20 protein-coding genes are annotated in these 21,900 nt (G+C 66.7%); 8 read left to right on the top strand and 12 right to left on the bottom strand.

Annotation, left to right across the window (positions count from 1 at the left end):
- Positions 1-463 precede the first annotated feature (463 nt).
- The 4 genes from ACTJJX_RS28205 to ACTJJX_RS28190 all read right to left on the bottom strand — a co-directional run bounded on the left by ACTJJX_RS28205 (position 464) and on the right by ACTJJX_RS28190 (position 5,378).
- The gene (locus tag ACTJJX_RS28205; protein WP_003119166.1) at positions 464-1,603 is read right to left on the bottom strand and encodes a catalase family protein; all 1,140 of its coding nucleotides are present in this window, start codon (positions 1,601-1,603) and stop codon (positions 464-466) included.
- 178 nt (positions 1,604-1,781) lie between these two features.
- On the bottom strand, positions 1,782-3,677 hold the full coding sequence (locus ACTJJX_RS28200) for a di-heme-cytochrome C peroxidase (protein ID WP_016851717.1): 1,896 nt from the start codon (positions 3,675-3,677) through the stop codon (positions 1,782-1,784).
- A gap of 311 nt (positions 3,678-3,988) precedes the next feature.
- Complete coding sequence (locus tag ACTJJX_RS28195) at positions 3,989-4,123, bottom strand: hypothetical protein (protein ID WP_003088290.1); 135 nt, start codon at positions 4,121-4,123, stop codon at positions 3,989-3,991.
- 157 nt (positions 4,124-4,280) lie between these two features.
- Complete coding sequence (locus ACTJJX_RS28190; RefSeq protein ID WP_003121988.1) at positions 4,281-5,378, bottom strand: GNAT family N-acetyltransferase/peptidase C39 family protein; 1,098 nt, start codon at positions 5,376-5,378, stop codon at positions 4,281-4,283.
- 190 nt (positions 5,379-5,568) lie between these two features.
- Here ACTJJX_RS28190 and ACTJJX_RS28185 point away from each other — a divergent pair, with 190 nt between their 5' ends.
- From ACTJJX_RS28185 to rbsK, 7 genes are all read left to right on the top strand, one after another.
- Positions 5,569-7,056, top strand: coding sequence for a RimK family protein (locus ACTJJX_RS28185; RefSeq protein WP_003088294.1), 1,488 nt, complete (start codon positions 5,569-5,571; stop codon positions 7,054-7,056).
- Between the two features lie 135 nt (positions 7,057-7,191).
- On the top strand, positions 7,192-8,520 hold the full coding sequence (locus ACTJJX_RS28180; protein WP_023082775.1) for a sigma-54 dependent transcriptional regulator: 1,329 nt from the start codon (positions 7,192-7,194) through the stop codon (positions 8,518-8,520).
- A 218-nt stretch (positions 8,521-8,738) separates the two neighbouring features.
- Positions 8,739-9,698, top strand: a complete 960-nt coding sequence (locus ACTJJX_RS28175) for a sugar ABC transporter substrate-binding protein (protein ID WP_016851716.1) — start codon at positions 8,739-8,741, stop codon at positions 9,696-9,698.
- Between the two features lie 21 nt (positions 9,699-9,719).
- Positions 9,720-11,252, top strand: coding sequence for a sugar ABC transporter ATP-binding protein (locus ACTJJX_RS28170; protein WP_003102342.1), 1,533 nt, complete (start codon positions 9,720-9,722; stop codon positions 11,250-11,252).
- Positions 11,253-11,275: 23 nt separating this feature from the next.
- Positions 11,276-12,274 (top strand): ABC transporter permease, encoded by a 999-nt coding sequence (locus ACTJJX_RS28165; RefSeq protein ID WP_003088303.1) that lies wholly within the window; start codon positions 11,276-11,278, stop codon positions 12,272-12,274.
- 3 nt (positions 12,275-12,277) lie between these two features.
- Positions 12,278-13,291: a LacI family DNA-binding transcriptional regulator gene (locus ACTJJX_RS28160; protein WP_003119158.1), complete on the top strand. Its 1,014-nt coding sequence runs from the start codon at positions 12,278-12,280 to the stop codon at positions 13,289-13,291.
- A 53-nt stretch (positions 13,292-13,344) separates the two neighbouring features.
- Entirely contained in the window at positions 13,345-14,271 is a 927-nt protein-coding gene (gene rbsK / locus ACTJJX_RS28155; protein WP_012614244.1) for a ribokinase, read from the top strand.
- 139 nt (positions 14,272-14,410) lie between these two features.
- Here the strand turns inward: rbsK and ACTJJX_RS28150 are convergent, their stop codons facing one another.
- From ACTJJX_RS28150 to pnuC, 8 genes are all read right to left on the bottom strand, one after another.
- Positions 14,411-15,676, bottom strand: a complete 1,266-nt coding sequence (locus ACTJJX_RS28150) for a transporter (RefSeq protein WP_003088309.1) — start codon at positions 15,674-15,676, stop codon at positions 14,411-14,413.
- A 60-nt stretch (positions 15,677-15,736) separates the two neighbouring features.
- Positions 15,737-16,489 (bottom strand): hypothetical protein, encoded by a 753-nt coding sequence (locus ACTJJX_RS28145; RefSeq protein WP_003121981.1) that lies wholly within the window; start codon positions 16,487-16,489, stop codon positions 15,737-15,739.
- Positions 16,490-16,502: 13 nt separating this feature from the next.
- Positions 16,503-17,183 carry a C39 family peptidase gene (locus tag ACTJJX_RS28140; RefSeq protein ID WP_003117395.1) on the bottom strand — a complete coding sequence of 227 codons (681 nt, stop codon included), beginning with the start codon at positions 17,181-17,183 and terminating at the stop codon, positions 16,503-16,505.
- Between the two features lie 61 nt (positions 17,184-17,244).
- Complete coding sequence (locus tag ACTJJX_RS28135; RefSeq protein WP_003113480.1) at positions 17,245-18,267, bottom strand: hypothetical protein; 1,023 nt, start codon at positions 18,265-18,267, stop codon at positions 17,245-17,247.
- Positions 18,268-18,323: 56 nt separating this feature from the next.
- Positions 18,324-18,893 (bottom strand): hypothetical protein, encoded by a 570-nt coding sequence (locus ACTJJX_RS28130; RefSeq protein ID WP_003119156.1) that lies wholly within the window; start codon positions 18,891-18,893, stop codon positions 18,324-18,326.
- Positions 18,890-19,378, bottom strand: a complete 489-nt coding sequence (locus ACTJJX_RS28125; protein ID WP_009876312.1) for a hypothetical protein — start codon at positions 19,376-19,378, stop codon at positions 18,890-18,892. Before ACTJJX_RS28125 ends, ACTJJX_RS28130 begins: the two co-directional genes overlap by 4 nt.
- 301 nt (positions 19,379-19,679) lie before the next feature.
- Entirely contained in the window at positions 19,680-20,207 is a 528-nt protein-coding gene (locus tag ACTJJX_RS28120; RefSeq protein WP_003113477.1) for an AAA family ATPase, read from the bottom strand.
- Positions 20,204-20,779, bottom strand: a complete 576-nt coding sequence (gene pnuC / locus ACTJJX_RS28115; RefSeq protein WP_003088324.1) for a nicotinamide riboside transporter PnuC — start codon at positions 20,777-20,779, stop codon at positions 20,204-20,206. The genes ACTJJX_RS28120 and pnuC overlap by 4 nt, the downstream gene beginning before the upstream one ends.
- A 283-nt stretch (positions 20,780-21,062) precedes the next feature.
- Between pnuC and ACTJJX_RS28110 the strand changes: the two genes are divergently transcribed.
- On the top strand, positions 21,063-21,896 hold the full coding sequence (locus ACTJJX_RS28110; RefSeq protein ID WP_003113476.1) for an undecaprenyl-diphosphate phosphatase: 834 nt from the start codon (positions 21,063-21,065) through the stop codon (positions 21,894-21,896).
- Positions 21,897-21,900 lie beyond the last annotated feature (4 nt).

The raw sequence follows: 21,900 nt of genomic DNA, 5'->3' as shown, positions 1-21,900 counted from the left end.
AACTCAATCTCTTGACTGTCTGTAGTTTCAAATTCCAACCTAACTGCCATGTAGCGACCTGCATCATCAAAGAGTTCAACGACTTGGAGAAATCCGTTTTGCCTCGCTCAAGCTCCAAGAAAGGCAGCTGAACCACTGAGACAATCGAGATCAGCTTCTGCGAGTTCAGCCGCAGTTTGAGCCATTCTAGTGACTGCGGCACGGCAGGTGTTTACGCTGCCAATAATATAGGGGGAAATCCCGTGATATTAAGCGCGTGCGGTGCTCATTTACCTTGCGGCTCTGGGCGACACCACCCGCGACCCTGGCCAAAGGTACAGTCAATCGTGATGGGGCCTGGAACCCCTGCCGCAAAGTCGACGCCAACCTCAGGCCGCTTTTGGCCGTTTTCTGACAGTCCAAATTGGCGAAATCAATACCAAGGGAGACGCCATACACAGCTACCTTCCACCTTCCCAACCCCTCACCCATTCCTCCCCAACCTATACCCACTGACCGCCTCGTAAACCGCCTTCCGCAACCGGTTGATCCCGCCGATCGGCCGATGCTCCGGCAGTGCGTGCCAGGGGTTGAACGAGAGGTTGTCACAGAACAGGTTCTGTTCCCGGCTATCAAAATCCTGAGCTGGCACAATGATGTCGGCTATGGTAGCGAAGGGCGCGTCCGACTCCTTCCATTCGACGCTGGTGTCTTCGATGGGCATGTACTTGCCCGGGTCCTGGCGCTGCACCTGGAAGGCGTAGCAGGCGGGGGCGCGGTCGATGGAGAGTTGCTGGTACAGGGCGGCGCGGAGGAAGTTGGGCAGGTCCTGGTTCTGCTTCGGCAGCTCGTAGGCCGGGCACTTCTCCGGGGCGGGGACGACGCGGAACTTGATGTTGTGTTCGCCCAGCTTGTACGGCGAGATGCCGTTGTAGCCGGCGTGCAGCGGGCTGTCCGGGGCGGGGGCGAGGGTGCGCAGGGCGATCAGCAGGTGGCGCAGTTCCCAGCTGGCGGGGTTCCAGTTGGGGAAGAAGGCCAGGGCTTTCTTGCCGTCGGCCTGGGCGGCGAAGTTCTGCCGGTATTCGGCGATGTCGCGGATGAAGAACACCGGCTGGTTGAACATGACGAAGTCCTGCTCGCCGTCATGGCCGCGGCCGGGCAGGAGTTTTTCGCCGGGCACGTCGAGCAGCTTGATGGCCATGCCGCGCGCGTCGTTCTTGCTGTCGAACTGCGGGTAGGCGTTGCCGTTGGAGAAGCGCACCCAGGCGTTCCAGCTCTTGCCCGCTTCGGCGAACACGCCGCGACGCAGGGTTGGGTCGAGGTCGGCGCGTACCTTGAATTCGGCCTTCACGCAGCCGTGGGCCTTGGCGTGGGCATCGCGCAGGACGCGGGTGTTGTCGCGGTGCTGTTCGACCACGCGGATGGCGTCCTGGATGATCGCCTGGGTGATGCGGGCTTCGTCCGGGGCGATCTGCTCTTCCGCGGACACCGGGCCGGAGAATTTCCAGGCGTAGTAGAGGCTGCCGATGGCCCAGCCGCCGAGGCCGACGGCCAGCAGGAGGAGGAGCAGACGGCCGAGCCATTTGCCGAGGAACAGCCAGGCGTGGGTGAGGAGTGCGCGCATGGAGTGGGTGTCCTTGGTGGTGTGCGTTGGCTGTGGGCTTTTATTCTTCTTGGGCGGGGAGTGCGCCACGATTGCTTCTCCCCGTCCTCTGGCTAGGCGTCCCCCCTGAAGGGAGAGGGGCTGCTCGGGGTGGAGAGGGGCGGCGGCGCCATGCCTCGCGCTTCTCTATTTCCCAGGTTCAGCGTTGCGCGGTCCGTTGCTCCGGCGCCGGGCATTTCGGGCCGGGCGTCCAGGGTGGGGTCTGGGCCGGGACCAGGCGGCGCTCGAATTCGGGGTTGCCGAGCACCTTCAGGTATTCCACCAGCGCCCAGCGTTCTTCCGGGCTGAGGGCGCGGCCGATCACGCCGTTCTGCCGGCAGCCGTCGCGGAATTCGTGGCCGCTGTTGCGGTTGCCGGTGAGGCGGGTGTCGAGGAGGAAGCCGCCGGGGAATTTCTCGGTGCGGAATCCAACGAATTTCGGATCGAATTCGAAGGTGCCGACGTAGAACTGCGGCGAGCGTTCGGCGGCCGGGGAGAGCAGTTGGAACAGGTTGGGCACCGAGCCGTTGTGCAGGAACGGCGGGGTCGCCCAGACGCCGTCCAGCGGGCGTGCCTTGTAGGCGCGCAGTTCCTGTACGCCGATCGGCAGGTCGAAGCCGTTCATGGTCTTCTGCTGTTCCGGCGGGATGCCGGCGTCCCGGTAGGCGCGCTGCTCGACGAAGGCGGTGATGTAGGCCAGGCCCTTGGCCGAGGACAGTTGCGAGAGGTCGAGTTGCTGCGGATCGGCGCCGATCAGTTGGACGTTCATCCGCGCCAGTTCGTCGACGCTCCAGCCGAGCTTGCGCAGGTCGTAGCGGTGGTCGGCGATGTTGTCGGCGGTGGTCGGATCGGTGCCGATCACCTCGGTCGGCACCATGTGCATGCGCCACTCGGGATTGCGTCCGGGGGCGGCGTATTCCGCCGGTTGCACCTTGGGCGCATGGCAGAAGGCGCAGTTGGCTTCGAACAGGGCGCGGCCCTGGGAGGCGCGTTGCAGGTCGATGCGGCCGAAGAGGTCTTCCGGCCAGGTCGGTGGTTTCAGTTGTTGCAGGGTTTCTTCCAGGGTGTGCAGGTCGTGCAGGCGTACGCTGGAGGCGTAGCGCTGCTCGCCCTGCAGCGGCTGGCCGTGCTCGTCGAAGATCTGCAGGCGCGCGCCGACGCCGAGGGCCTCGCCGATATTGCGCGCCATCGGCTGCATGGCCGAGCCGTTCCATTGCACCCAGTCGAATTTCCAGATGTCCCAGACCTGCGGATAGCTCACCGGGGCGTTGGCGACGCGGTAGTTGCCCGGGTCGATGGCATCGCCGAAGACGCTGTTGGCGATGCGCCCGAAGGCGTCGGTGCGGCCGGGGCCTTCCTCGGTGGGGTAGAGGTGGCGGCGGGTGTCGTTCCAGGCGGTGCGCAGGAGGGTGTCGAGCACGGCCTTGAAGTCGGCGCGCAGTTGCGACTTGTCCTGTTCGTAGCGTTCGCCGAGGACTTTCCTGGCGAAGCGGTTGAACTTGAACGGGTTGTAGTAGGTGGCGGCCATGCTCGCGCCGAGCGCCTGGCCGAAGGCGCCGCCGCGCAGGGTCGGCACGGTGGCGGCGATGGAGTGCATGGCGGCGCCGCCGTCGATGCGCAGCGACTTGCCCTGGTAGCGCAGTTCGCCGGTGTGGCAGGCGGCGCAGGTGATGTCCAGGTAGCGGGTGCCGGTCTTCTCGTCGCGGTGCTGGCTGAAGCCCACCGGCAGGTTGCCGGGGTTGAGGTCGCTGGCCTTCTGCTGCGGATCGACGAGGAAGCCGAAGCGGGCGAGGTATTCGGGGGCGGCGAAGGGTTCTTCGGAGAAGGGCAGTTCGAGGGCGGTGAACCAGTCGTAGTGCAGGCCTTTCACCAGGGTACCCTGGGGCGTGTAGTAGAAGCGCTGGCGGGCTTCGTCCTGCCATTGCGGCAGGTAGCGTACCTCGCTCGGCGCCTGGTAGTGGGGGAGGTTGGGATTGGCGACGTAGTAGACCACCACCCCGACGACCGCCAGCACGATCACGCCGACAACCAGCAGAGCCTTTTTCACGGTGCGCATCAGGAACGTCCTTGTAGGCCTTTTTTGGGCACCGTTATGCCAAGGCGTTGGCATATTGGCAAGCTGCTATCAGCTTTTTTGACAAGGTTTTCTTGACAGCGAACGGGTGAAACGTTTGCGCAGGCCTCGCCTGGCGATGTTGACGACGAAAGCTCGGTATTTCACCGGAGAAAGGCGGGACGCCGGAGCGTCTTGGAACGGCAGGGCGAGGCGCCGGTGGCCTGCCGGTCAGAGACCGGAGAAGGCCAGCCAGGCGATGATTGCGGCGTAGAGCATCCAGGTGGGATCGGTACGGCGGTCGAGCAGGGCTTTCATTTCTTCGCCTCCGCGCTCCAGAAGCCCTGGGCGTTGCGGAAGGGCTGGCGGGCCAGTTGTTCCAGGCGGGTGATGCCGTCGGCGCGCATGGCATTGATCAGGGCCGAGAAGGATTTGGCGGAGTAGCTCATGGTGTCGTCTCCAGTTCCGTTCTGGTTATTCGGGGATCTGGCGACTATGTAAACATCGGCGTTGGCGAATGAAAAATGGATAGTCTCACTAGCCACTATCGATGGAATTGATTGATAGGCGAGAACATCTCCCCGCCGCAGGGCGGGGCGATGCGGATCATTCCGGGTTGAACAGGATCACCGCCGCGCGCAGCTTGCTGCGGCCGAAGCGGCTCATCTTGTCGAACTCGGCGTGGCTTACCGGGATGTGTTGGCAATCCAGCGGCTGGCGGTGCTGGCTGTGGTCGACGTCGGGATCGTGGAGGTAGACGAAGTCCTCGTCGTAGTGGGTGACCAGCACCCAGTGCGGGGCCTTGGAGCGGGTCAGGCGGTAGCTGCTGATCAGCACCAGCGGCTGGCCGCCCCTGGCCAGCTGGCGCGGGATGTCGAGCCTGGCCGAGCGTTTCTGCTCGACGCCCGAGGCGTCCAGTTCCTCGCAGAAGTCCTCGTGGACCAGGCGCATCACCGCCTTCTTGTCTTCGTTGCGTACGCCGTCGAGGAACAGCGGGCCGCTGGCGGACAGCACCAGCTTGACCCGGAAGCCGCGCCGCCAGGCGGCCAGCGCCAGGCCCTGGGGGCTACAGCCGCCGTGCCCGGCGGTCATGTAGATGGTGGTCGCCTCGCGCCACAGGCGCAGTTCCTCGCGGCGGGTCAACTGGCGCTCCGGTTGCAGCGCGCCCATGGCCATCAGCAGGCAGGCCGGGCCGCAGGTGAAATCGGTGGTCTGCCGGTAGAAGGGCACGTGGCGGCGCTGGTCGTGGCCGGGGTTGCGGATGCGTTTCTCGAAGCGCAGCGCTTCGCTGTGGTCCTCGTAGTAGTCGCGCACGGTGGCGAAGGGACGGTAGCCGTTGCGCTCGTAGAGGGCGATGGCGCCACGGTTGTCCGGGCGCACTTCCAGGCGCATGTAGGCGCGGTCGTTGTCCCGCGCGGCCTGCTCGGCGGCTTCCAGCAGCTTCTGGCCGAGGCCGATGCCGCGGGCGCGCGGGTCGATGGCGATGGAGTAGAGGCGGGCCAGCGAGGTGCCTTCGTGGAACAGCACCAGGGCGTAGCCGAGCACGCCGCCGTCGCCCTCGGCTACCGTCAGGCTGGCGTGGGCGCGGGTGAGCATCCACTGGAAGTTGCGGCGGGACAGGCGATCGTAGTCGAAGCAGCGGTTTTCCAGCTCGACCAGGGCGGACAGGTCGTCCACACCGGCCGGGCGGAGGGTCAGGTTCATAGCGGTCTCCACGGCCGCGGGCGGGAACTTCCGCGCGGGCGTGCTGTAATGGGTGCTGTACGCTTCGGTTTGCTGGCAGGCGCCATAGAGCGGTTTCGCAAGGGATTCCCGCCGAGTATTGGCCGGGATGCGTGCGCCGGCAAGCCGGTTCCGAATGCGCCGTGGTTTCGCTGTCACCCCGGGAGGTGTCGTGAGCAAGCTGTTCATCATCGTGGAACGCAAGGAAGACTGGACGTCCTATTACCCCAGCGAGGATGTGGTCACCGCCCAGGAATACCTGGAACTGCCCATCGACGACGACACTGGCAAGCGGGTCCAGGTGATCAACCTGTGCCGGCACTACAAGTACCTGCGCCATGGCTACTACTGCTCGCTGCTCGCCGAGGCGCGCGGGCACAAGGTGATCCCCTCGGTGCGGACGATCAGCGAGCTGGCCAGGAAGTCGCTGTACAGCCTGGTCCTGGAAGATCTGGATCGCACCCTGGACAAGGCCCTGGCCGCGCACCCCTACGGCAGCACCGATGGTTTCACCCTGACCCTGTATTTCGGCCGTACCGACATCGAGCCGCTGCAGGACCTGGCGCGACAACTGTTCGAGGCGTTTCCCTGCCCGTTGCTGCTGGTGGAGTTCAAGCGCAACCGCACCTGGCACATCGAGGGCATCAAGCCCGGCGCCATCCACAAGCTGCGCGAGGACCAGGAAGACCTCTTCGCCAACGCCCTGGACAGCTTCAGCCGGCAGATCTGGCGCAAGCCGCGTTCGCGCAAGCCGTTCCGCTACGACCTGGCGATCCTCCACGACCCCGGCGAGGCGTTCCCGCCCTCCGACGCCAAGGCGCTGAAGAACTTCGTGCGGGTCGGCCGCAGCCTCGGCATCGACGTCGACCTGATCGAGCGCAAGGACTATTCGCGGATCGCCGAGTACGACGCGCTGTTCATCCGCGAGACCACCAATGTCGCCGATCACACCTACCGTTTCGCCAAGAAGGCCGAGAGCGAAGGGTTGGTGGTGATGGACGACCCGGTGTCGATCCTGCGCTGCACCAACAAGGTGTACCTGGCCGACCTGCTGCGCAGCCACAAGCTGGGCATGCCGGCCACCGAGATTCTCTACAAGGAGAACCCGCAGGAACTGGAGAAGGTCGGCGAGCGCCTGGGCTTCCCGCTGGTGCTGAAGATTCCCGACGGCAGCTTCTCGCGCGGGGTGATCAAGGTGGAGGACCAGGAGCAGTTGCTGGCGGCCAGCGCCGAGCTGTTCGAGCGCTCGGTGCTGATCCTTGCCCAGGAGTTCTTCTATACCGAGTACGACTGGCGTATCGGCGTGCTCAACCGCAAGCCGATCTTCGCCTGCCAGTACTTCATGTCCAAGGGCCACTGGCAGATCTACGACCACAGCCCGGACGCCGAGGAGGTCAGCGGCGATTTCCGCACCATGCCCGTGCACGAGGCGCCGCGCAAGGTGGTGGAGCTGGCGGTGAAGACCGCCAATCTGATCGGCGACGGCCTCTACGGGGTGGACCTGAAGCAGGCCGGCGACAAGGTGGTGGTGATCGAGGTGAACGACAACCCGAACATCGACTGCGGGGTGGAAGATGTCTACCTCGGCGACGACCTCTACAAGCTGGTCCTGGAGGAGTTCGTCCGGCGCCTGGAAGTCAAGCGTCGCGGCTACGACTGATAAGACGATTTCGGCATTGGCGATATAAACAAAGATTCACTTTCGCGCGTCAAAAAATTGCTAGATTTTCCTTTCAGAGCGCCAACATGCCGTTTTTATGACGGTTCAAAGAATTGGCGCCGCAAAGGAGCACACATGCCAGATGCATCGAACCTCCGCCGTCTGCTGGTGGTGGACCCGTGCGACGATTGCCGGCGCCTGTTGCCGGGCCTTCGCGAGGCGGGTTGGGCAGTGGACAGCTGCGCGCTGGAAACGGCGCGCGAACGCGCCTGCGACGTCGGCCTGCTGCGCCTGCGGCCGTTCCACCTGGAGCGGCCGGAGACGGTGAAGGACCTGATCAGCCGCAGCGGCACCGAGTGGATCGCTGTGCTCAGCCCGGACACCTTGCCGGTGAATGGCGTCGGCGATTTCGTCTGCGAATGGTTCTTCGACTTCCATACCTTGCCGTTCGACATGGCGCGGGTGCAGGTGACCCTCGGCCGCGCCTTCGGCATGGCCCGCCTGCGCGGGCGCGGCACGGTGCCCGGCGATGCCGAGGGCGAGCACGAACTGCTCGGCGAGAGCCTGGCCGTACGCGACCTGCGCCGGCTGCTGGCGAAGCTGGCGCCGACCGACTCGCCGGTACTGATCCGGGGCGAGAGCGGCACCGGCAAGGAACTGGTCGCGCGTACCCTGCACCGGCAGTCGCGGCGCGCGGACAGGCCGTTCGTCGCGATCAACTGCGGGGCGATTCCCGAGCACCTGATCCAGTCCGAGCTGTTCGGCCACGAGAAGGGCGCCTTCACCGGCGCGCACCAGCGCAAGGTCGGGCGGATCGAGGCGGCCGACGGCGGCACCCTGTTCCTCGACGAGATCGGCGACCTGCCGCTGGAGTTGCAGGCCAACCTGTTGCGCTTTCTCCAGGAACAGCAGATCGAGCGGGTCGGCGGTAGCCGGCCGGTCGAGGTGGACGTGCGGGTGCTGGCGGCGACCCATGTCGACCTGGAGGCGGCGATCGATGCCGGGACGTTCCGCGAGGACCTCTACTACCGGCTCAACGTCCTGCAGGTCGTCACCGCGCCGTTGCGCGAACGGAGCGAGGACCTGCCGCTGCTGGCCCAGCATTTCTCCCGGCTCTACAGCCTGGAGACCGGCCGCCGCCCGCGCCGCTTCAGCGAGGACGCGCTGGCGGCGATGGCGATGCACGCCTGGCCGGGCAATGTCCGCGAACTGGCCAACCGGGTACGTCGCGGGTTGGTCCTGGCAGAGGGAAAGCAGATCGAGGCCCAGGACCTCGGCCTGGAATGCGCGCGCGGCGACGGCCCGCCGTTGTCCAGCCTGGAGGTCTACAAGCTCTGCGCCGAGCGCCAGGCGATGTGTGATGCGCTGGCCCGTTACGGCGACAACCTCAGCGTGGCCGCGCGGATGCTCGGGGTCTCGCGGCCGACCTTCTACCGCCTGTTGCACAAGCACCGGTTGCGCTGAGTGGGCGGCGGGAGATCTGCCGGCCAGGCAAAATATCCTGCGTTTCCCAGCCATAGCGAACTAGAATCCAACCGATCCCGACCGGTTCGCGACAGTTGCTCGTGGCGATTGACAGAATCTGTCAGATCGACGCATATTCACCTAACGCAAACGTTTGCGTCTGGATAATCTCCTGGAAAAGCCTCAATACAACGATAAGAAAAGCTGGAGGATACACCATGAAGCGGGTCGCTTCCCGGCGCCTGTTGGCTGCCGTCGTGCTGACTGCCTGTTCCTCGTTCCTGCCCCTGTCCGCCGTCCACGCGGAAACTCCCGAGAAGCCCAGGATCGCGCTGGTGATGAAGTCGCTGGCGAACGAGTTCTTCCTGACCATGGAGGACGGCGCCAAGGCCTACCAGAAGGAGCATGCCGACCGGTTCGAACTGGTTTCCAACGGCATCAAGGACGAGACCGATACCTCCAGCCAGATCCGCATCGTCGAGCAGATGATCGTTTCCGGGGTCGACGCACTGGTGATCGCGCCGGCCGATTCCAAGGCGCTGGTGCCGGTGGTGAAGAAAGCGCTGGACGCCGGCATCGTGGTGGTCAACATCGACAACCGCTTCGACCCGCAGGTGCTGCAGGTGAAGAAGATCGGCGTGCCCTTCGTCGGGCCCGACAACCGCAAGGGCGCGCGGCTGGTCGGCGAGTACCTGGCGAAGCGACTGAAGGCCGGCGACGAGGTCGGCATCATCGAAGGGGTCTCCACGACCACCAATGCCCAGCAGCGCACCGCCGGCTTCAGGGATGCGATGGACGCGGCGGGGATGAAGATCGTCTCCTTGCAGTCGGGCAACTGGGAAATCGAGAAGGGCAACGCGGTGGCCTCGGCGATGCTCAACGAGCATCCTGACCTCAAGGCGCTGCTCGCCGGCAACGACAGCATGGCCCTCGGCGCGGTATCGGCGGTGCGCGCGGCGGGCCGCGCCGGGCAGGTGAAGGTGGTCGGCTACGACAATATCCAGGCGATCAAGCCGATGCTCAAGGATGGCCGGGTGCTGGCTACTGCCGACCAGTTCGCCGCGAAGCAGGCGGTGTTCGGTATCCAGACCGCGCTCAAGCTGCTTGCTGGGCAAGCCCCGGAACATGAGAAGGACGGCGTGGTCGAGACGCCTGTCGAGTTGGTGACCGCGCCCTGATCCGTCCGATGGAGCCTTCCCATGTCTAGCGACGCATTGCCGCTGCTGAGCATCCGCGGGGTCGGCAAGACCTACGCGCAGCCGGTGCTGGCGGAGATCGACCTGCAACTGTTCGGCGGCGAGGTGCTGGCCCTGACCGGCGAGAACGGCGCCGGCAAGAGCACCCTGTCGAAGATCGTCGGCGGCCTGGAGCGTCCCGGCGCCGGCAGCCTGGAACTCCTCGGCCGGCCCTACGCCCCCGGCAGCCGCCGCGAGGCCGAGGCGCTGGGCGTGCGCATGGTGATGCAGGAACTGAACCTGCTGCCGACCCTGTCGGTGGCGGAGAACCTGTTCCTCCACGACCTGCCCCGGCGCGCCGGCTGGATCGACCGTCGGCGCCTGCGCGCGGCGGCCCGCGAGGCGATGGCCCAGGTCGGCCTGGAGGCGATCGATCCCGACACGCTGGTCGGCGACCTCGGCATCGGCCACCAGCAGATGGTCGAGATCGCCCGCAACCTGATCGGCGACTGCCGCTTGCTGATCCTCGACGAACCCACGGCGATGCTTACCGCGCGCGAGGTGGACATGCTCTTCGAGCAGGTCGAGCGGCTGCGCGAACGCGGCGTGGCGATCGTCTACATCTCCCATCGCCTGGAAGAGCTGGCGCGGATTTCGCAGCGCATCGCGGTGTTGCGCGATGGCCGCCTGGTCTGCGTCGAGCCGATCGAGCGCTACGACGCCGACCAACTGGTGACCCTGATGGTCGGCCGCGAACTGGGCGAGCGCTTCGACCTGGGCCCACGGCAGACCGGTGCGCCGCTGCTGCGGGTGGAGCGGCTGAGCCGGCGCGGCAAGGTGCATGAGGTGTCGTTCGAGGTGCGCGCGGGGGAGATCTTCGGCATCTCCGGACTGATCGGCTCCGGGCGCACCGAATTGTTGCGCCTGATCTACGGCGCCGACCGCGCCGACGGTGGGCAGGTCCTGCTCGGCGATCCGCCGCAGCGCCTGAGCCTGCGTTCGCCGGCCGACTCGGTGCGCCAGGGAGTGGCGCTGATCACCGAGGACCGCAAGGGCGAGGGCCTGCTGCTGGACCAGTCGATCAGCGCCAACCTCGCCCTGGGCAACCTGCCGGCGCTGGCGCGCCACGGGGTGATCGACCGGCGCCGCGAGGAAGCCCTGGCGCGGCGCCAGGTGGAGGCGCTGCGGGTGCGCTGCGCGGACACCGCGCAGGCGGTGGGCGAACTGTCCGGCGGCAACCAGCAGAAGGTGGTGATCGGCCGCTGGCTGGAGCGCGACTGCCAGGTGCTGCTGTTCGACGAGCCGACCCGTGGCATCGATGTCGGCGCGAAGTTCGATATCTATGCCTTGCTCGCCGAGTTGACCCGCCGGGGCAAGGCGCTGGTGGTGGTGTCCAGCGACCTGCGCGAGCTGATGCTGATCTGCGATCGCATCGGCGTGCTCTCGGCGGGACGTATGGTGGACACCTTCGAGCGCGACGCCTGGACCCAGGACGCGCTGCTGGCGGCGGCCTTCGCCGGTTACAAGAAACGCGACGCGCTGCTGGCGACGTCGTGAACACGCAACGCAAGGAACCAGAAATGAGCGACCCGACGTCTTCCGCTACCGCCGCCGCAGCGCCAACCCTGCGACGCGGCAACTATTTCGGCCTGGGCACCTACCTCGGCCTGGCCGGCGCGCTGCTGGCGATGATCGCGCTGTTCTCGGCGCTGAGCAGCCACTTCCTCAGCTATGGCACCTTCCTCGCCATCGCCAACCAGATCCCCGATCTGGTGGTGCTGGCGGTGGGCATGACCTTCATTCTGATCGTCGGCGGCATCGATCTCTCGGTAGGCTCGGTGCTGGCCCTGGCGGCCTCGGCGGTAAGCCTGGCGACGCTCGGCTGGGGCTGGGGCGTGCTGCCGGCGGCGATGCTCGGGATGGCCTGCGCGACCCTGGCCGGCTGCGTCACCGGTTCGATCACGGTGGCCTGGCGGATTCCCTCGTTCATCGTGTCCCTCGGGGTGCTGGAGATGGCCCGTGGGCTGGCCTACCAGATGACCGACTCGCGCACGGCCTATATCGGCGACGCCTATGCCTGGCTGTCCAATCCGCTGGCGTTCGGCATCTCGCCGGCCTTCGTGATCGCCCTGCTGGTGATGTTCGCCGCCCAGGCGGTGCTCACCCGCACGGTGTTCGGCCGCTACCTGATCGGCATCGGCACCAACGAAGAAGCGGTGCGATTGGCCGGTGTGAACCCGAAACCCTATAAGATTGCAGTATTCGCCCTGATGGGGCTGCTCGCCGGGTTGGCCGCGCTGTTCCAGATCTCGCGTCTGGAAGCGGCCGATCCCAACGCCGGGGTCGGCCTGGAACTCCAGGTCATCGCCGCGGTGGTGATCGGCGGCACCAGCCTGATGGGCGGGCGAGGTTCGGTGGTCAGCACCTTCTTCGGCGTGCTGATCATTTCCGTATTGGCGGCGGGGCTGGCGCAGATCGGTGCGTCGGAGCCGACCAAACGAATCATTACCGGGGCGGTGATCGTGGTAGCGGTGGTGCTGGATACCTATCGCAGCCATCGCGCCCGCAGACAGGGCTGAACGATGGCGACAATGAAGGACGTGGCGGCGATGGCGGGGGTTTCCTTCACCACCGTATCGCATGTGGTGAACAGGACGCGGCCGGTCAGCGACGCGGTGCGCAAGAAGGTCGAGGACGCCATCGCGCAGCTGCACTACGTGCCCAGCGCGGTGGCGCGCTCGCTGAAGGTGCGCACCACCTCGATCATCGGCCTGCTGGTGCCGAACAGCACCAACCCGTATTTCGCCGAGCTGTCGCGCGGCATCGAGGATTGCTGCGAGCGTAACGGCTACTGCGTGATCCTCTGCAACTCCGACGACAACCCGCAGAAGCAGGCCAACTACCTGCGCGTGCTCCAGGAGAAACGTATCGACGGCCTGGTCCTGGCGTCCGCCGGCGGCGACGGCGCGCTGGCCAAGGGACTGGCGAACATGCGCACGCCGACCGTGATCGTCGACCGCGAGGTGGAAGGCGTGGAAGCCGACCGGGTGCAGATCGACCATGAGATGGGCGCCTACCTGGCGACCCGCCACCTGCTCGAACTGGGCCATCGCGACATCGCCTGCATCGGCGGGCCGCTGTCGACCAAGGTTTCGACGCTGCGGGTCGAGGGCTACCGGCGGGCGATGGCCAAGGCCGGCCTGGAGGTGCGCCCGCAGTGGCTGCTGGAAAGCGAGTTCAGCAGCCCCGGCGGCTACCACGCGGCGCTCGGTCTGCTGGGCGGCGAGGGCGAGCGACCGACGGCGATCGTCGCCGGCAACGACATGATCGGCATCGGCGTGCTGCGCGCCGCGGCCGAGCTGAATATCAGGGTGCCGCACGAACTGTCGGTGATCGGCTTCGACGATATCGAGCTGAGCCGCTTCGTGTTTCCCGCCTTGACCACCGTGGGCCAGTCGATCCGCCTGCTTGGCGAGATCGCTGCGCAATTGCTGCTGCAACGCATCGCCGAGCGCGAGGAGCCGATGCAGCGGCGGGTGGTGGCGCCGGCGCTGGTCCTGCGCGAATCCACCGCGCCGCCGCTGGTGCGGGTCTGAACCGGGCGCCGGGGGCGCCCTCGCTAGAGAGAGGCTGGAACAAGGACGCAACGATGCAAGCGAAAGTACTGGTGGTGGGCAGCCTGAACATGGACCTGGTAGTGCGCGCGCCGCGCCTGCCACGGGGCGGCGAGACCCTCGCCGGGCAGTCCTTCATCACCGTTCCCGGCGGCAAGGGCGCCAACCAGGCGGTCGCCGCGGCGCGTCTCGGCGCTGGGGTGGCGATGATCGGCTGCCTTGGCGACGATGCCTACGGCGACCAGTTGTACCGCGCGCTGCAGGCCGAGGGCATCGACTGCCAGGGCGTCGAGCGGGTGGCCGGGGAGTCCAGCGGGGTGGCGCTGATCGTGGTCGACGACAGCAGCCAGAACGCCATCGTCATCGTCGCCGGCGGCAACGGCCACCTGTCCCCGGCCGTGCTGGCGCGCCACGAACACTTGCTGGAGCAGGCGCAGGTGGTGGTCTGCCAGTTGGAAAGCCCGCTGGAGACGGTTGGCCATGTGCTGCGCCGGGCCCATGCGCTGGGCAAGACGGTGATCCTCAACCCGGCGCCGGCCACCCGCGACGTGCCGGCGGACTGGCTGCCGCTGGTGGACTACCTGGTCCCCAACGAGACCGAAAGCGAACTGCTCTGCCGCCTGCCGGTGGACTCCCTGGAGAGCGCCGGGCGTGCCGCCGAGCGCCTGCGCGAAATGGGCGCCGGCAGGGTGATCATCACCCTCGGCGCCCAGGGCGCCCTGCTGGTGGGCGAGGGGCGGGTCGAGCATTTCCCGGTGGCGCGGGTCAAGGCGCTGGATACCACGGCGGCCGGCGACACCTTCGTCGGTGGCTTCGCCGCGGCCCTTGCGCGCGGCCTCGACGAGGCGGCGGCGATCCGTTTCGGCCAGGCCGCCGCGGCGATCTCGGTGACCCGCCTCGGCGCGCAGACCTCGATCCCCTCGCGCGAGGAAGTCGAGCGGGCGCTCGCTGGCGAGGCTTGAGAGGGACGGTGCCGTTGCTACCGGCGGATAACGCCTGCGGCGTTATCCGCCCTGCGCATGCGCAGCTAGGCGAGGATCGCTCCCAGGCTCACGCATCCCTTCGAGGGGTAGGGCATGCCCAGGCTCGAACGGTGGCCCCTCAGAAGTAGTAGGGGAATTTCACGCCGAAGGTAAAGTCCGGCGCGTCCGGAGTGATGCCGATGGACAGGCTGGGCACGATGCTGAACCTGTTGCTCACCGCATAGGTCATGCCCAGGCCGAAGTAGCCGGCGTTGGCGTCGCTGCCGCTGACGGTCTGCCAGCTCTGGCCGTCCTGCTTGACCTTGCTCTTCTGGCTGATCAGCTCTGAGAAGGAGAACGACATGCTCATCTTCTCGTTCAGCGCGAAGGCCACGCCGACGCCGAGTTGGAACCAGTTGCCGAGCTTGACCTTGCCGCCGGTCTTCACGCCTTGCTGCGGGTTGATGTCGTCGAACGACTCTTCGAAGTTGTAGGTATACGACAGGCTGCCGAACAGCACCGCCGGGTCCACCGTCTTCACCAGCGAGATGCCCGGGGTGATCGACCAGACGCCGTTGCCGGTGGGCAGGTCGTCGGGCACGTTGAGGTTGTTGTTGCCCGGTACCTGCTTCAGCTTGATGCCGTAGGGATCCTTGCCGGTGGGCGCCTTGACCCGCAGGCTGACCACCGCGTCCGGGGTGCTCTCGCTTTCGTCGAGGAACTTGTAGGCGACGCCGAAGCTGACGTCGCCCAGGCGTGGGTCGCCGGTCACCGATTTCTCGGTGATCTGCGAGGTCGAGCCGCCGGCGCCGGCGGACTGGTAGGTCGATTCGCGATAGACCACCGGGGCGTTGATATCCACCTGCCAGCGCTGGTTCCAGTTGTAGCGGCCGGTCAGGTCGAGGGTCCAGATGTCGGCGTCGATCTGGTCCACGCCGATGTTGCCGAGGAAGATCGAGTCCAGCGCCAGGAAGCCGTTGAGGAACAACTGGCGGGTGTCGTAGTGGCTGTAGGTGAGGCCGGTCTCCAGGCTGAAGGTGCCGCCGCCGAAGAAGCCGCTGGCGTCCTGGTAGATGTTTTCCACGCTGGGCGCGGGTGCGCCATCGTCCTTGAGGCTGGCGCCGTAGGTGCCGGCGACCGCGTTGGCGTCGTTGCGCGCCTGCGCCGGCGGCTGGATCGACTTGACCAGGCGTTGCGGCTGCGGCGCCTGGGGTTGCGCCTCGACCTGGCGCACGCGCTGTTCGAGGACCATCAGGGCGTTCTGCTGGGCCTCGTAGCGTTGGCGTAGCTCCAGGAGTTCCTTCTTCAGCGCCTCGACCTCGGACTCCGTCGCGGCCTGCGCCAGGAACGGGGAAACCAGGGTGGTGGCGCAGAGGACAGCTCGCAGCGAGAGTGTCTGGGTCATGTTTGCCGTTCCGTTTTTATGGCCTTCCGATAGCACAGTGATTTCAGACTAGATCAACTTTCAGTAGCCGCTGGGGCGCAGCGCGCGCAATTGCTCCCAGGCGCAATTCAGTGCCGGATCGGCGCCCGGCCGGTCCTTGAGCATCACCTCGAGCGCCGCCAGGTTCTGCACCAGGTTGCGGTTTCCGCTGAGCGCCACGCTCTGCACCAGGCCGCCGGCGCCGAGGCTTTGCAGGCTGGCGCCCTGGCCGCTGGCCTGGATCGCCAGTTGCAGGGCGCCGCCGTTCGGCGTGACCTTGACCGTGCCGGCCTCGCCGCTGAGGGCCAGCGCACCTTCCAGCGGCGTGCCGCCCGGCAGTGGCGGCGGCGCCTCGCCGTGGCGGACCTCGATGCTGACGCCATTGCTGGCGCTGTTGTGGTCGCCGGCGGTGCGGATGCTCTGGCTGACCCCCTGGGTCTGCGCCAGTCCGGCGCCGCCGAGGACCTGGCCGTTGCCGGCGACGGGTGGCGGGGCGTCGCCTGGCCGATCGACCAGGGTGACGTTGAGGACCGGGCGCGCCAGGTTCTGCCGCACCTGCAGGTCGACGCGTGCGCCGAGGACCTGGCCGCTGGCGTTCTGCCAGGTGCTGCTCATGGTCACCCCGAAGCTGACGATCCGCCCCGGCAGCACGTAGCGCCCGCGCAACTGGGAAAGCTCCTGGTCGCTCAGTTCGGCGGGGGCGAAGAGGTCGCTGGCGGGGGCGGGCAGCGCAGCGCCCAGGCAGCAGGCGAGGACGAAGCAGTGGTGCGTGTACATGGCGTGCTCCCGGAGCATCCGGCTCCTGCGATCAGAAGAAATCGCTCTGGATGAAGCCGAATTCCATCAGTTCGGCGTCCCTGACCGGTTTGAAGCGGTCCAGGCGATTGCGCGCGGTCAGCGGCTCGGGCGGCGTCAGCAGCGGATTGCCGCGGTCGTATCCCTGGCCGATCACGGCGAAGACGATGCCGTTCCAGCCCTTGGCGAACTCTGTCAGCGCGTAGCGTTTGTGCCCCAGCGCCGGGTCACCCACGTACACGTACTCGCCCTGGGTGCGTTGCAGGACGACGAAGTGCTTGTAGCCGCGGATTTCCATCAGCACGATGGCGGGTATCTTCAGTTGTTCCAGTTGCGCCGCCTCGATGCGGTAGCCGCGCGCGCGCATGCCCATGGATTCGACGTAGCGCTTCATGTCGAGCATGGAGAAGCCCTGGGTGCGGACGATCTCCGGGTCGGCGTGGGCGAGCATGCCCTGGATCACCGCCTGCTCGTCGAGCGGGGCGCCGTAGGCCTTCTCCAGGATGGTCGCGAGGGCCGCGGCGCCGCAGCTGAAATCGGTCTTCTGCTCGACCAGGTCGGCGAAGCGCCGCTCGCGGATGCTCTGCACCTGCTTGTAGACCAGGCCGCCGCCGGGCAGGGCGGGAAAGCCGAGGGTCGCCGCCTGGGCGGTGAGGTCGACGAGCAGCAGCAGGGAAAGGATGAGCGTGCGCATGGCCGGTTCCTGTGTCGGATGGAAAAGGGTTCCGGCTGGCGCCGGAACCCCTGGGCCAGGATCAGAAGCCAAGGCTCTCGCCACCGGCCGGGCAGCTGCTGCAACCGGCGGCGATGGACAGGGAGTTGCTCTGCTGGTTGCCGCCACCGGCGGCGATGTTCACCCCGACGTTGCCCGAGACGTTCTGCAACGAGTTGCTCAGGCTGGCGTTGTTGGTGACCGGGGTCTTGAAGCCGACGATCGCCGGGATGAAGCCGGACACCGTGCCTTTCAGGTCGACGTCGCCCTTTTCCTTGAAGGCGAACGCGCCGCCGTCGTGGTTCAGGTCCTTGGCGCCCTGGGCCTGGCTGTCCACGTCGATGTGGCCGGTATTGCTGCCGCCCGGATGGGTCTGGCCTTCCCAGGTGTCGAGGTAGACGTCGCCGATCTGGTCGGAGGTGCCCTTGTAGCTGCCGTCGGCGTTCAGCTTCAGCGACACGTAGGTGCCGCCATAGGCGTAGTTGGCGCTGTTGACGGTGGTGTTGCCGGTGGAGGTCTGCGACGCGGCGCTACCGGCAGTGCTGTACTGGCCGTTGGAGACGGCGGCGGCCAGGTCGTTCTTCTGCTGGTTGAAGTTGCCGGCGGCGACGTTCACGCCCAGGTTGCCCGAGACGTTGTTGGCCGAGTTGCTCAGCGATGCGGTGTTGGGGTTGGAGTAGTTGTTCAGCGTATTGCCGTAGCCGCTCTGCAGCACGCTGGTGCTGGCGGTCGCGGTGCCGAACACGAAGCTGGCGTCGGCGCTGGCCAGCGCGGCGGCGTTGGCCTGCTGGTTGTTGTCGCCGGCGGCGACGTTGACCCCGACGTTGCCCGAGGCATCCTTGATCGAGCCGCTCACCGAGGCATTGTTCAGCGTGCCGAAGTTGCTGACCTTGTTGTTGTAGTTCTGCTGCGTATCCACCACCAGGGCCGTGGCTCCGCCCTTGTTGTTCGACTGCGGGTTGGGTTTCGGCGGGTGCCAGCCACCTTCGTTTCCGGCGTAGGCCGATACCGACAGCACTGCAGCCATTGCCAGGGCCAGCGGTGTCAGGACCATAGTCGCTTTCATGGCGTTTCTCCTTGCATTTCTGTGCTTAGTGTTGGGCTTGTGTTGGCTTGGCAGAGTCATTCCATGACCCTGACGCTGAGGGTGTTCATCGACTGATTGCCCACCCCAGCGCTCTGGTTCACCTGCACCACGCCGCTGCTCCCGGCGAAGGCGCGATCGTCCGTCGAGACGCTGCGTCCCCCCGGGACCGGAGTGGCCGAACCGGAGACTTTGGTCAGCGCCACGCTTTGCGCGAGAACGCTGTCATCCAGGCTTTCCGGGCCGTTGCTGAGACTCAGCCGGAAGGCGTTGATCTGTTGGTTGCCGAGGCCGGCGCCCTGGTTGACGCCGAGGATGCCGCTGCCGCGCAGCGCCGCCCCCGAGATGCTGGCGCTGGCTGCGATCGGCTGGCTGGCGTCGAGTTGCAGATGCTGGCGCTGGTCGCTGCCGACGAGGGCCGCGGAGCCTACCGCGACGACACGAACGTTGCTCTGTTGCTGGGCGTCGCCGGCGGCCTGGTTGAGGGCGAAGTTGCCGCGGTAGGTGCCGCTGGCATCGATGCTGGCGCGATTGCGTGAGGCCAGCGGGTCGGCCTGGAGCGACGCGATACAGGCGAAGGCGAGGAGGAGGGCGGACAGGCGCTTCATTGTCCACCCCCGAGCATCTGCAGCGGCGCCAGGCCCTGCTTGAGGCTGCCGTTGATCTGCCCGGCGAGGCCGGCGCCGGCGCCGCCTCCCGCGCCGTGGGTGGTGCCGACGTTACCGACGGCCTGGACCGTCGCCGGGTTCGCCGGCTGGTTGGCGAAACCCGGCAGGGCGCCACCGGGGAGAATCATGCTGCGAATCCCGGAACCGCTGGTCACGATGGCGAAGTCGGCATCGCCCAGTTCGCGGCTCACGGTATTGCCGCTGGCCGCCCCGTTGGCGAGGGCGTTGACCTCGGCGGAGACGTTGGTGTCGACGACGGTGGGATGTGGGTCGGGCACCATGCTCGGACGGTAGGCGACCCGTGGCTGGACCTGGCGCTGGACGACGATCGTACCGTCCGCCGCATGCGCGGGGAGGCTCACCGGCACGGAGCCGACGATGACCAGCAGCGCTGGAACGACGATGCGTAGCGAACTCCCCGACATGATGGCGCTTCCTTCGTTGGCGCTGAGCCCTAATCAGCGTTGGCAGGGAGCGAGCATGGGGCGTGCCGGTTTTGCGTTTTCCTTGTCCATCAAGGGCTTGGAGGTGAGCGCCGGGGGAACCTGGCGGACAGTGTTGCATCCGTGCAACAGCAGGCCCGCCAACCAGGGGGCGAAGCCTGCCGGGGACGCGCCTGGGCTGTTTCAGCGCCGAGACAGCTTTCCGCGGCGCCGTCGCGAAACGCTCTGCGCCAAGGGCCGGACTGTGCTGGCGGTGTATCGCCGGCGTGACAGGGCCGGCCCTTCAGCCGTCCTGGAGCAGTCCTTGCACTGCGGCGAAAGCCTGGCGCCGGCGCTCGGCCCAGTCGCCGGCGATGGCGCGGTAGGGCTGCCGATGCCGCTCCAGCCAGGCTTGGCATTCGCGGTGGAAGGCCTGGCGCTGCGCCAGTTCCGGCTGGCAGCGCTGGCCGTCGGCGCTCCAGGCCACGCCTTCCGGCGAGAGCAGCAGGTGCAGGTCGTAGCGCCGCCGCAGCAGGGCGGGTTCGAGCCAGTCCGGACAGTCGCCGAAGAGAATCCGGCTCCAGAGGATGTTGCTCAGCAGGTGGGTATCGAGGATCAGCAGCGCCGGCCGTTCCGCGCGAGCGGCGTCCTCCCAGGCCAGTTGCCCGCGGGCGATGGCGGGGATGTCGGCGTAGCAGGTGTCGCGGCGCTGTTCGTCGATGAAGTGGCGGACGTACTCGCCGACCACCCGGCCGCCGAAGCGGGCCTGGAGCTGCTCCGCAAGCCAGCTCTTGCCGCTGGATTCGGGCCCGGTGAGTACCAGCACCTTCATGCGGCGACGCCCTCGCGCAATGCCGGGTCGCGGCGCCAGGTCCGCCAGCCGTGGATCGCCAGCAGGGTGAAGAGGGCGTAGAGGGCGGCGGTCAGGTACAGCGCCTTGCTGGCGAAGAGCGCCACGAACAGCACGTCCACGGCGATCCACAGGGCCCAGCATTCCAGGCGCTTCTGCGCCATCCAGCATTGCGCCACCAGGCTGAAGGCGGTCAATCCGGCGTCCCACCAGGGACTGGCGGCATCGGTGTGGTTGGCCATCAGGTAACCGAGCGCGACGCTGCCGACCAGGCCCGCACCGAGCCCGTAGAGGCGCTGCGCGGCGTTCAGGCGGCTCACCGAGCGGCCGTCGTGGTCCTGCCCGCCGCGGGTCCACTGCCACCAGCCATAGAGCTGTAGCGCCGCGTAGACCATTTGCAGGAGCATGTCCGAATAAAGCTTCACCTCGAAGAATATCCAGGCGTAGAGCGCCACCATCACCAGGCCGATAGGCCAGCACCAGGGATTCTGGCGGACGGTCAGGTAGACGGCGATGGCGCCGAGCGAAGCGGCGAAGAGTTCAAGGGGTGACACGGAAGGCCCTCATGCGACGAGGACGCATTGTAGCGAATGTATCCGGCGCTTCGCGAAGACCAGGGCGGAGGGGACGGGCGCGGACAGATTTGTTCAGACGCCGGCTGGCAAGAATTCCAAGATTCCTGGCCGGCCGCTCTGGTAGCATGCCCGCCGGTTTCGACTTCGGCAGTGGGGGAACTGGTCGGGTTCTTCGGAGTCGTAAGGCCTTCATAAAAGACGGCGAGTGTATCGCCGAGAACAACGAAAGCTCGTTCGGGACAGTAGTAGAAGGGGGAGAAACATGGAGTGGTGGACTGCTTTCCAGGCGTTCATCCTGGGCGTCGTGGAGGGGCTGACCGAGTTCCTGCCGATTTCCAGCACCGGGCACCAGATCATCGTCGCCGACCTCATCGGCTTCGGCGGCGAACGCGCCAAGGCGTTCAACATCATCATCCAGCTGGCGGCGATCCTCGCTGTCGTCTGGGAATTTCGGGGAAAGATCTTTCAAGTCGTCCGTGACCTGCCGAGCCAGCGCCAGGCCCAGCGTTTCACCGCCAACCTGCTGATCGCGTTCTTCCCGGCGGTAGTCCTCGGCGTCCTGTTCGCCGACCTGATCCACGAGTGGCTGTTCAATCCGATCACCGTCGCCCTGGCGCTGGTGGTGGGCGGGGTGGTCATGCTCTGGGCCGAGCGCCGGAAGCATGTGATCCGCGCCGAACACGTCGACGACATGACCTGGAAGGACGCCCTGAAGATCGGCTGTGCCCAGTGCCTGGCGATGATCCCCGGCACCTCGCGGTCCGGCGCGACCATCATCGGCGGCCTGCTGTTCGGCCTTTCGCGCAAGGCGGCCACCGAGTTCTCGTTCTTCCTGGCGATGCCGACCATGGTCGGCGCGGCGGTCTATTCCGGATACGTGTACCGCGACCTGTTCCGCCCCGAGGACCTGCCGGTGTTCGCCGTCGGCTTCGTCACCTCGTTCGTCTTCGCCATGCTGGCGGTGCGCGCCTTGCTGAAGTTCATCGGCAACCACAGCTACGCGGCTTTCGCCTGGTATCGGATCGCCTTCGGCCTGCTGATCCTGGCGACCTGGCAATTCCACCTGATCGACTGGAGCACCGCCGGCGAGGTGTGAGGCC

Source organism: Pseudomonas sp. 22490, assembly GCF_052044465.1.
GTDB classification, from domain to species: domain Bacteria; phylum Pseudomonadota; class Gammaproteobacteria; order Pseudomonadales; family Pseudomonadaceae; genus Pseudomonas; species Pseudomonas aeruginosa.
The sequence above is the reverse complement of the archived record's forward strand: the minus strand, read 5'-3'. Positions and strand labels throughout refer to the sequence as shown.